The sequence below is a fragment of the Actinocrispum wychmicini genome (genome assembly GCF_004345645.1).
GTDB classification, from domain to species: domain Bacteria; phylum Actinomycetota; class Actinomycetes; order Mycobacteriales; family Pseudonocardiaceae; genus Kibdelosporangium; species Kibdelosporangium wychmicini.
Genome location: NZ_SLWS01000025.1, coordinates 36,358 through 47,061, shown reverse-complemented (window position 1 = coordinate 47,061; position 10,704 = coordinate 36,358). Strand labels below are relative to the sequence as shown.

Below are 10,704 nucleotides of genomic sequence, written 5' to 3'. Positions count from 1 at the left end.
CACGGCCACCTCACCAAAACCACCAAAGGCCACTACACCCTCAACCCACCACCCATCTCGACACCACCACCAACCCTCTAACTACGCGGCATTGTCCCGGGGCCGGGTCCCGTAGGCGCACCCCTTGACACCCATGGTTTGCAAAGCACAGGTCGGCCGGGAGAGAGGACACGAAGCCAAGCCCTGTTGCGCGGGCGCGCATTGACAGAGCGGCTAAGGGGCACGCGTTGACCCGGGGCTCTGTCGGCGCGCGTGGGTTCGGTGTGGATGTCGAGGATCCTGTTGCGGCAGAACGGTTCTTTGCGCGGGCGCGCCGACTCGGGTTGCTCCGGCTGCTATTGCTCGGGACTTGTTTGGCGGGTAGTGCCTCAGGAGGTTGGTGGGTTGGAGGTTGGTGGTGGTGGGCTTGGTTCTGTGCTTGGTGGTGGGGGTGCGTCCGGTGTGGATTCGGGTGTGGGGGGTGGCGGTGGTGGGGCTGCCGCGACTGGGGGTGCCGGGGGCGGGGGTGGTGGTGGCGGTGCCTCTGACGTTGCCTCCCGAGGTGCTGGGGCTTGCTCTGCGGTCGCCTCGGGTGGGGGCTGTGGGGTGGCGGCGTTGTTCGGTGCTGCTGCGCGGACCTGCTCCGCGGGTGCCGGTTGGGGGGCGTTGAGAGGTGTGGGGGAGTCCTTGGTGGCGGTGGGGGCTTTGTCGGCGGTTACGGGTTGGCCGGGTGTTCGCTTCTTGGTGACACCGGGTTGGGTGGCGCCGGGTGGGGGTGTGCCGGGTGGGTTGGCCGCGCCGGCTGGTTGTTGGTCTGGGTTGTTGGTTGGGGACGTGCCGGTCTTCGAGGAGAAGGGGGACGGGAACACGGCCAGTGCGAGCAGCAGCATCGCCAGCGTGGTCAACACGATCTTGGTCCGGCGCAGGTGGGTTCGAGGGCGGCGCAGATCTGGTGGGGTCGTGTCGTGGTCCGGGCGGCGCGGCGCGGGAATCGGGAGCGTCTCGACAGGTGGAGCGACCGCGTGGTGGGCCGCGAGTGCCGCGCCGAGCGCGACCACACCTTTGGGATCAGCGTCCACCGCCACCGGACGACCTATTGCCGAGGTGATCAGCGTGCTCACCAACGGAATCCGCGACGACCCGCCGACCAGTAGGACCGACGTGAGGTCTGCTGGGTCGACATCCGCCGACTGGATCGCACGCCGCAACGAGTGGACAGTCGAGTCGAGAATGGGGCGGACCAGCTTGTCGAACTCCGCTCGGCACAGCCGCACCTGGGTGCGTGGCTCGAGCACGGGAATTGTTGTCTCGGTGTCCGAGGACAGGGCTTCCTTGGCCTCCGTGCAGTCGCGGCGCAGCCGCGCCATCACCATCGGGTCCGAAGGTTCGGGCAGGTCGGCGAGAACGTGGTCGACAATCGCGTCGTCGATGTCGATGCCGCCCAACTGGTCGATCCCGCCGGCCGGGCCCAGCAGGTCGAAGGAGCCCGCGGCCGTCTTGCGCACCACGACCGCGTCGAACGTGCCGCCGCCAAGGTCATAGACGGCGAACGTGCTGCCCGGCTCCACACGAGAGGCCGAGGCGTACTGTAGGGCGGCCGCCTGCGGCTCGGTCAGCAGCGTCGCCGTCACGCCGGCTGTGTCCAAAGCGTTACGCAGCAACGACTCGCGATGCGGACCCCAAGCCGCCGGGTAGGTGACGGCGATGCTGTCCGGCGCTGAGCCCTCGCGTTCGGTCACCCGGTCGACAACCCAGCGCGCCAGCAACGCGACCAGGTCATGGGCATGATATGGCCGGTCGCCGACCAGGATCGGCGTACCGTCGCCCATCCTTCTCTTGAAGTCCCGGACCACCCGCTCCGGGTCGGTCACCGCCCGGCGCTCCGCCGCCTCGCCCACCACAAGGATGTCCTCGTCGAGGAACAGCACCGAAGGCACACTGGTCGAGCGAGTCCCCAACGGCACGAGTTCACTTTGGACAGTGGCGCCGGGCCGGCAGACGGCCGCGGCCGTGAACGTCGTGCCGATGTCGATCCCGAGTCGATACGGCATGGTGATCCCTTCTCCGCCGAACCAGACGCGCTGGGATCGCGCGGAGCCGGCGCGAAGTTAACCGATCCGGCCGCCGCCGGCCCAGAACGAGGGGTTTTCCCCTATCCCCCCAACGCGCCGATGGGGGAAACCGCCCGATGAACAACCGGGCCGGGCGTATCTACCTTGGGTGACCTCCCATCGAAAGGAGTCGCCGTGAGCCTCCTCGACTTCATCCTCTCCCTGCTGCGTGATCCCCAAGCCGCGCAGGAATTCCGGAGCGACCCGCAGGGCACGCTCGACAAGAACGGCTTCCACGGGCTGTGCGCACAGGACGTGCACGACGTGCTACCGCTGGTGGTCGACAACAGTCACGTCTCGCTGAACCGGTCGTACGACGTCGGCAACGCCAACGTGTCCGTGCACCCGGCGGTGCCCCCGCCGCCGCACCCGATGCACGGCGGGCACGGCATGGACGGGGTCGTCCACCAGTTCGAGTACATCACGAACACGTACACGTACACCGACAGCCACGACACCGTGCTCGACAACTCCGTGAACCAGAACATCTGGGCGCACGGCCCGGTCATCCAGACGTTCGACAACGACCCGGTGATCGCCTCCGGCGCCGGCGCGGTCGCCGCCGGCCACGACGCCAAGGACATCGCCACCGGCGACCACAACGTGGTCGGCCACGGCAACGACGTCAGCACGGGCGACGGCGCCACCAGCTTCGGCAGCGGCGACGCGTACCAACTCCACGACGTCTCCGCCAACAACGGCAGTGCGGTCGCGATCGGCGACGGCGGCGCCAGCGGATCGGCCGACGACAACTCCACCCACGCCCACATCACGAACTTCGGCGCGGGCGACGTCGCGGTCACCGGCAACAACGGCACCACCACGCAGTCCCACACGGACTCGCACAACAGCACCGATTCGCACAACAGCACGGACTCCCACAACAGTGCCGACTCGCACAACACCACGGCGTCGAACAACACGACGGCGTCGAACAACGACATCGCGTCGCACAACGATTCACACGACGATGTCAACTCCCACAACGACATCGCCTCGCACAACGACTCGCACGACGACCTCAACTCGCACAACCACGTCGACTCGCACGACGACGTGCTGTCCCACAACGATGTCGACATCGCATCGCACAACCACCTGTTGGTCCTGCCGTAAGCCAAGGGAGGTGCCCCGCGCCGGGCACCTCCCCTTCACCGTGGACGGGAGGCTCCGTGACTCCGGCTGAGCTCATCGACATCGCCGTCAAGGCGGCGAACGCGTACGAACGACCGGACCTGGCCGACCGGCTGCGGCGCGGCCGGGCACTCGCGCCTGACCTGCGGGTGGCCCTGGTCGGCGAACCCAACCAGGGAAAGACCAGCCTGGCCATGGCACTCGCGGGTCTGCCACTGTCTGTTTTGGACGATCCGACGGCCATCCACGACGCCGACGCCGTGGTGTTCGTCTCGGACGCGTCCCAGGAGTACACCGACAGCGAACTGGCCCTGTTGACGCAGGTCCGCTCGGCGTGCCCGACCGTGACGTGCGTACTCACCAAGACGGACCTCTACCCGTCCTGGCGGGAGGTCGCCGCCCTGGACCGTGCCCACGCGCCCGACGTGATCCCGGTGTCCGTGGACCTCCGGCAGCACGCTGTCCGCCTGAACTCGGTCGACCTGTTCGAGGAATCCGGTTTTCCCGCGTTGACGGCGTTCCTGCGCGGCCTGACCGGGCCGTGGCTGGCCAAACGGTCCGCGGCCCACGAGGTACTGGCCGTGACCGAGGAGTTGGCCGCCGGCCTGGAGTCCTCGCTGGCCGCGTACCCCGACCCGGTGGCCGAGCTGGAACAGGCCGCGGTCCGGCAACGAGGCGTCCGGTGGCAGCAGACCCTCAACGACGGCATCGCCGACCTCATCGCGGACATCGAACACGACCTGCGGGAACGCCTGCGGGACGTGCTCAGGGTGGCCGAGGCCCAACTGGACGTGGTCGACCCGCCGAAAGTGGGGGAGGAGTTCGCCGAGTGGCTGCGGCAGCGCGAGCTGGACTGCACCGAGGCCACGTTCGACTGGATGATGGGCCGGGCCGAATGGCTCGCCGCCCAGGTCGCGGACATGTTCGAGACCCACGCGTTGCCCGAGATCGCCGGGCGGCACGTCGTCGACGTCAAGGCCTACCAGCCGGTCGCGGCCGAGAAGTTCGGCCTGGGCCAGAAACTCATCGTGGGCATGCGCGGCGGCTACGGCGGCACGCTGATGATCGGGATGCTCAGCACGGTCGCCGGCGTCGCCCTGATCAACCCGCTGTCCGTGGGCGCGGGCCTGCTGCTGGGCGGCAAGACCGTGCACGACGAACGCAAGCGGATGCTGCAACGCCGTCAGGCGGAGGCCAAGACCGCGGTCCGCAAGCACATCGACGACGTCGTCTTCCAGGCCGGCAAACAGTGCCGCGACCTGCTCAGAGACGTCCAGCGGACGCTGCGGAACCACTTCGCCGCCCACGCCGAACAGACCCAGCGTGCGCTCGCTGACGCCATGGTCGCCGCGCGCGAAGCCCGGACGGACCGGGACGCGCGGGTCCGGGACGTGCGCGCCGAACTGGACCGGGTCGGCAACCTGGCCCGGCTGGCCCGGCTGATGTATTCCGAAAGCGAATGTGAACAGGCTGATCCACTCGTTTCCCGAATGGCGCTGGTCCGATGAGCCTCACTGACGACGTGACCGACCTGCTGTGGCGGACCCGGAAGGTGTATCCGGAGGCGGCGCGACACTGGGCCCGGCTGGACGAGCCCCTGCGGATCGCCGTCACCGGACCGCCGAAGGCGGGCAAGAGGACACTGCGGGTGGCGCTGGCGGACATCCACCTCGTGACCGGCGAGCCCGACGCGGTCATCCACCTCTTCCGGTGCGGCCACTACCGGCGGACCGTGCGCGAGCAGCCGGCGGTCCTCGTGCTGGCCAGAGCGGACGAGATCACCGGCGGCCGGCTCGACGCCATGACCTCCGCCCGGCAGGTCGCCCGGGTCTACCCGGAGACCGTGATCCCGGTCGCGGCGTTGCTCGCGAGCACAGCCAACACCATGCGCGAGGCGGATTTCGCGACGCTCACGGCACTGGCCGGCATGCCCCGCGTCGAGGTGGACGCCCGGCTGATGTCCGCCGACCGGGTGGCCGACCACGGCCTGGTCGAACGATTCGGCATGTTCGGTCTCCGGTTGGCGGTGACCCTGCTGCGCCAGGGATTCGACACCCCGGAAAAACTGGCTGGCGAGCTGTCCCGGCGCAGCGGAATCGACGATCTTCGGGAACAAATCAGGATCCAGTTCCAGTCCCGTACCCGTCTTCTGAAAGCCCGGTCCGCGCTCAATGCCCTGGAACACCTGGGGCCGTTGCGGGCCGAAGTGGAACGGCTGCGGGCGGGCGCGCACGAATTCGCGGAGATACGTGTCCTCGACAGTTTGCGCGAAGGTCGGATCGCCATGCCGGCGGAGTTGGCGGCCCAGGCGCAGCGGCTGCTCGGCGGCCACGGCGCGGCCGTGACCAGCAGACTTGGGCTGGGCGACGCCGCCGACCCCCGTCAGGCGGCACTGGCCGCGCTGGTGCGGTGGCGGCGGCTGGCGGAAAATCCGTTGTCGAACCGGCAGTGCGTGGCGGCCGCTCGGGTCGTTGTCCGGACATGCGAAGGTCTGTTGACGGAAATCGCCTGATCACGATCGGGCATCCGGGTATGGCGTGCGATCGGGTCATCGGGTAGAAAAAACCTGCCCACAGGGTGGCCGCCCTTCTTGCTGAAACAACTTCACGGTTCGCCGGAATGCCCGGTGAACCGAAGTGTTCTGCCGAGAGGGGCCGGAAATGCGCCCATCCGCGGGTCCGCTGCTGACCGATCAGACCAGAAGACTGCTCACCGCGATCACCGCCGACCCGGCGGCGCCGCTCCGGCTGGCCATCGTCGCCCCCGGCGGCTACGGCAAGTCGACCCTGCTGCGCGAGATCGCGAACGCCTACCAGGACGCGGGTGTCGACACGGTCACGGGCGAGCCGGCGAGCGGCGCCGTGACCCTCGTCGACAACGCCCACCTGCTGACCGGAGCGCAACTGGCCCGCCTGCGGGACAGTCATTGCGCCCGCATGGTCGTGGCGTGCAGGCCATGGCCGTGGCCCGCGGAGCTGACGGATCTCATGCTCGTCCTGGACCGAAGCCAGCTGGGTCCGTGGGACGTCATCTCGGTCAAGCGGCTGCTCGGCGAGGGCGCCGAAGCCGTGCACGGCCTGACCGGGGGAGTGCCGCGGTGGGTCGCGCGGGTGGCCCGGGACGGCGAGGCGGCGGCCCGGTCGCTGCGGTTCGACCTGGAGTCGCTTGATCGGGACGTGCTGCGTTATCTGGTGGCCGTGCACGCCGGCGCCGGGCTGCGGATCGACCTGCTCGGCGATCTCCTCGGCCGGGACAGCGACGGTGTGGCCGAGGTGATGCGCGCCGCGCGGGCGACCGGTTTCCTGAGCCAGGACGGGACATTGCTGCCGTTGTGCGCGCGGGCCGTCGCCGAGTTCGTGCCCGCCGAGCTGTATCTCGGTGTCCTGCAACGGCTCGCCGAACTGCGGCTGGACGGCACCGAGCCGATCCTGCCGTTCGCCCGGTTCCTCCTCGGCAGCGGTGCCACCGGACCGACCGTCGCCACAGTGCTCGACATGGCTGCCCGTGAGGTCGTCGGCGACGACCCGGCGGCGGCGGCCGAACTGTTCGGCGCGGCCGTGTCCGCGGGCCGTCCGCTGAGGTCGGTCGTCGCGGACTGGGCGCGCGCTGCCGCGTTGTCCGGCGACCTGGACACCGCCTTGCGCCTCGCCGACCAAGCCGTCGGGGCAGGCGACGCGTCCGCGGCACGGGTCGCGGCGGCCGCACTGGCACATCGCGGCCAGTGGGCGCGCAGCGCGGAACTGTACGGATGGGCGGGTGACAAGGCCCTCGCGTCGATCGCGTCCATCGCCGTCGGAGACCTGACGGCGACGTCCGTGACACACGCCGACGGACCGCCGACGTTGCTGGACGGCGCCGCCGCGCTGATGGCCGAAGGAGTGCGACTGTCGGTGTCGGGCAGTCAGGTGACGGCGTTGTCGTTGCTCGTCAGGTCTTCCGCGTTGCTGGAGCCCGCCGGCCGGGACGCGCTGTTGCCCGACAGCCCGGCGGCGCTGGCCGCGCTCGTCGCGTTGCACTGTGGCGCGACTGGTGTTGCCGAGTCCGTTTTGGACAGTGCGGGCTCGATGGGCGGTGCTGTCATGCGCACCCGGCACACGTTGCTGCGGGCGTGGATCAACATGTGTAATGGCCGGCTCGAAGAGGCGGGCGAGCTGGTCGACGGGCTCGGCGCGCACGAGCCAAGAGACCGGCTTTTCCTTGTGGCACTGGAGATCGGCCTCGCCCGGCGGTCCGGCGACACCCCGGCGTTGCGCCGCGCGTGGCAGCAGGTCGGCGAGTGCCTGGTGCGGCATCCGGTCGACCTGTTCACGATCCTGCCGCTCGCCGAGTTCGTGGTCGCGTCGGCCCGGCTGCGGGACACGGCCAGCCTCGGTACGGCGCCCGGCGACGCGCTCGCGATTCTGCACCGCCTCGGCGATCCGCCACTGTGGGCGACCCCGCTGCACTGGGCCGGCGTGCACGCGGCCCTGATCGCCGAGAACCTGGACGCGGCCCGCGGCCACATCGCGGTCCTCGCCGCCAACCACACGTCCTACGGTTCGGCGCTGACCCAGGCGGCGACGTGCTGGCTCGACGTCACCACCGCCCGGGTCGACCCGGACCAGGTCCAGGCCGCGACCGGCGCGTTGCTCGAAGCCGGCCTGTGGTGGGACAGCGCGCGGCTGGCCAGCGAGGCGGCCATCCGCACATCGGACCGCAAGGCCATGGTCAGCCTGCTCGACCGCGCCCGCGGCCTGCAGGCCCGGCAGCACCAGACCCGCCGCCGGCCGGTCCGCCAGCCACCCGCGTCCGACCTGCCCTGTCCGCTGAGCGAACGCGAACAGGAGGTCGCCGACCTGATCCTGCAAGGGATGACGTACAAACAGGTCGGCGACAAGCTCTTCATCTCCGCGAAGACCGTCGAGCACCATGTCGCCCGCATCCGCCAGCGTCTCGGCGCCACGAACCGCAGCGAGATGCTCACCCAGCTGCGCGCGATCGCCCTACACCCGGCGCCGGAACTGCCTCGGCGGTCCTAAGTGGACACCTAGGGGAAGTCAGCCGCCGGCGAACAGGGCTGCCCGCCGGCCGCCGGCCACGCTACCGTGGACCGACACGGAGAGGAGCGGGGCGATGAAATCCCGTTACGTGCTGCCGAGTTTCGTGGAGCGAACGAGCTACGGCGTGAAGGAGTCCAACCCGTACAACAAGTTGTTCGAGGAACGAATCGTGTTCCTCGGCGTGCAGATCGACGACGCCTCCGCCAACGACGTGATGGCGCAGCTCATCTACCTCGAAGCCGACAACCCCGAGCGCGACATCGTCATGTACATCAACTCGCCCGGCGGCTCGTTCACCTCGATGACCGCGATCTACGACACCATGCAGTACGTCAGCCCGGACATCCAGACCGTGTGCCTCGGCATGGCCGCGTCGGCCGCCGCCCTGATCCTCGCCGCCGGCTCCCCGGGCAAGCGGTTCGTGCTGCCGAACTCCACCACCCTGATCCACCAGCCGTCCATCGAGGGCGCGTCCGGCCAGGTCACCGACCTGGAGATCCAGTCGGCCGAGATCCAGCGGATGCGTACGCTGATGGAGCGGACCCTGGCCCGGCACACCGGGCGGACCCCGGAGCAGGTCCACCAGGACGTCGAGCGCAACCTGATCCTGCCAGCCAAGGAGACGGTCGAGTACGGTATCGCCGACGAGGTGATGCCGTACCGGAAGCTGTCGGCGCAGCCCTGAACCGACTGAACCAACCATGGTGGACATGGACAAAGACGCACCCCTGCCCGGCATGACCCGGGCCGAGCAGGACCTGGTCCACCACTACCTGCGCGCGGTCGACCTGATGGGCCGGCTCAATCCGGCCCACGAACCCGGCCGGATTCCCACGATCGCGGTCACGCACGCGGCCCAAGCCCTTGTCTCCGCCGCGCGCGAACTCGTCAAGGCCCTGGAGGCCATGGTCGACCGAGGCGAGAAGGAGATCTACGCGCCGACCCTCACCCGCGCGATGCTCCTGCTGGACGCCCAACGCCGGACCGAACGCGTCCTGATCCAGGACAAGACCGAGGGCGGGTAAGCGGCCGCTCTGGCATGGTGGGGGTGTGCCTGGGGTGGAGGGGATCGTCGACCGGTGGAACGCCGCGTACTTCGACCGGCGTCTTTCGCGCGCTGTCGTCGCGGAACTGCGTGGGTTGGCCGAGGCTTCGGCGGACGCTCAGGCGTTGGCGGACCGGGCGTTCCGGCTGATGCGGGTGGCGCGGCAGGATCCGGCTGATCTGAGCCTGCTGACCGCGTGGATGATCGGGTTCAGCGTGCCGCGGACGGTGCCCAGCGCGTGGTCCGGTCTGGTCCCGCCGGTCACCATGGCCGGCCGGCACCGCAAGCTGGACGAGTACGTCGCCGGCAATCCGTGGCACCGGCCCACGGGCACCGGGGTGTTCGTGGACCTCGGCTGTGGCTTCCCGCCGTTCACCACGATGGACACCGCGCGACGACTGGGCGACTGGCGGGTGGTCGGCGTGGATCCCGCGTTCGGCCGCTATCTGGTGCTGGACGCCGACGGCGCCTACGCCTGCTTTGACGACGACCACCGGCTGCGGTATTACCAGTCCGGGAACTTCGACCCCGACCCGGCCGGCACCCGCGCCCGGTTCCGCGGCCTGCTGGACCGGCTGCTGCCTCGGCTGTCCACCGCGAACGAGGTCGGCGACGAGCACGGCACGCTGGTCCGTGATCCGATGCGGCGTTACGAAACCGGCAACCTGGAGCTCGTCCCGGGTGGCATCGGCGAGTTCGAGCTGCCGGGCGGGGCCGACGTGGTCCGCTGCATGAACGTGTTCATGTACTTCGACCACCCGTTCCGGCGGCGCGCCCTGGACTGGGTGACGGGCCTGCTGCGGCCGGGCGGGCTGTTCGTCTGCGGCAGCAACTGGACGGACTCGGCCGCCTCCCGTTACACCGTGTACCGCAAGGAAGCCGACCAGCTGGTGGCGCGGGAGTTCGCGGTCAGCGTCGAGAACGCCCGGCCGATCGAGCTGGCGCCGTGGTACGCCCTGCACGACGACAACCTGGAGAACCTCGCCAACGCCCACACTGTCGGCACACTCCGCGCCGACGCGGATTTCCGGCGGCGCTTCGACGAACGGCTCGACGCGATGCTGACCGGGCTCGGCGTGTGCGTCCGGGGAGCGGACGGATATCTCGGCGGTGCCCCGGTGGACATGCCGGCCGACGACCTGGCGCGGTGCAGTGCCGTGCTCGCCGGGCGGCTCGACGGCGAGGGCTTCGTCGATCACGCGGTCGAAGTGCTTCGCGGCGCGGGCAGGGACGCCTGGCGCAACCATGTCGGCCATGTGGCGATGAGCCCGGTGACACCGCCTCCGTTGGCCCCGTCGGCCGTGCTGTGACGTAGGTGGAAATCGCGACAGCCCGCCCGGTGGGAGGAGTCCCCACGACCATCGGGTACATATTGCGGGTGTCTCGCGAAGGTCAA

8 protein-coding genes are annotated in these 10,704 nt (G+C 69.7%); 7 read left to right on the top strand and 1 reads right to left on the bottom strand.

The genetic code is table 11. The features are described 5' to 3' along the window. Positions 1-368 precede the first annotated feature (368 nt). Positions 369-2,030, bottom strand: coding sequence for an Hsp70 family protein (locus EV192_RS53120; RefSeq protein WP_132126467.1), 1,662 nt, complete (start codon positions 2,028-2,030; stop codon positions 369-371). Between the two features lie 195 nt (positions 2,031-2,225). Between EV192_RS53120 and EV192_RS53115 the strand changes: the two genes are divergently transcribed. From EV192_RS53115 to EV192_RS53085, 7 genes are all read left to right on the top strand, one after another. Next, positions 2,226-3,206 (top strand): IniB N-terminal domain-containing protein, encoded by a 981-nt coding sequence (locus EV192_RS53115; protein ID WP_132126466.1) that lies wholly within the window; start codon positions 2,226-2,228, stop codon positions 3,204-3,206. Between the two features lie 56 nt (positions 3,207-3,262). Next, positions 3,263-4,732, top strand: a complete 1,470-nt coding sequence (locus EV192_RS53110) for a P-loop NTPase family protein (RefSeq protein WP_132126465.1) — start codon at positions 3,263-3,265, stop codon at positions 4,730-4,732. Further along, positions 4,729-5,736 (top strand): hypothetical protein, encoded by a 1,008-nt coding sequence (locus EV192_RS53105; protein ID WP_132126464.1) that lies wholly within the window; start codon positions 4,729-4,731, stop codon positions 5,734-5,736. The genes EV192_RS53110 and EV192_RS53105 overlap by 4 nt, the downstream gene beginning before the upstream one ends. 148 nt (positions 5,737-5,884) lie before the next feature. Then, entirely contained in the window at positions 5,885-8,242 is a 2,358-nt protein-coding gene (locus EV192_RS53100) for a helix-turn-helix transcriptional regulator (protein WP_132126463.1), read from the top strand. 94 nt (positions 8,243-8,336) lie between these two features. After that, on the top strand, positions 8,337-8,948 hold the full coding sequence (locus EV192_RS53095) for an ATP-dependent Clp protease proteolytic subunit (protein ID WP_132126462.1): 612 nt from the start codon (positions 8,337-8,339) through the stop codon (positions 8,946-8,948). 25 nt (positions 8,949-8,973) lie between these two features. Continuing rightward, positions 8,974-9,288, top strand: a complete 315-nt coding sequence (locus EV192_RS53090) for a hypothetical protein (protein WP_207926989.1) — start codon at positions 8,974-8,976, stop codon at positions 9,286-9,288. A 25-nt stretch (positions 9,289-9,313) separates the two neighbouring features. After that, positions 9,314-10,618, top strand: coding sequence for a class I SAM-dependent methyltransferase (locus tag EV192_RS53085; RefSeq protein ID WP_132126460.1), 1,305 nt, complete (start codon positions 9,314-9,316; stop codon positions 10,616-10,618). The last annotated feature ends 86 nt before the right edge of the window (positions 10,619-10,704 follow it).

Coding starts and splice junctions, on each gene's coding strand:
- EV192_RS53120 (WP_132126467.1), bottom strand. CDS start 2,030: ATGCCGTATCGACTCGGGATCGACATCGGCACGACGTTCACGGCCGCG.
- EV192_RS53105 (WP_132126464.1), top strand. CDS start 4,729: ATGAGCCTCACTGACGACGTGACCGACCTGCTGTGGCGGACCCGGAAG.
- EV192_RS53100 (WP_132126463.1), top strand. CDS start 5,885: ATGCGCCCATCCGCGGGTCCGCTGCTGACCGATCAGACCAGAAGACTG.
- EV192_RS53095 (WP_132126462.1), top strand. CDS start 8,337: ATGAAATCCCGTTACGTGCTGCCGAGTTTCGTGGAGCGAACGAGCTAC.
- EV192_RS53090 (WP_207926989.1), top strand. CDS start 8,974: ATGGACAAAGACGCACCCCTGCCCGGCATGACCCGGGCCGAGCAGGAC.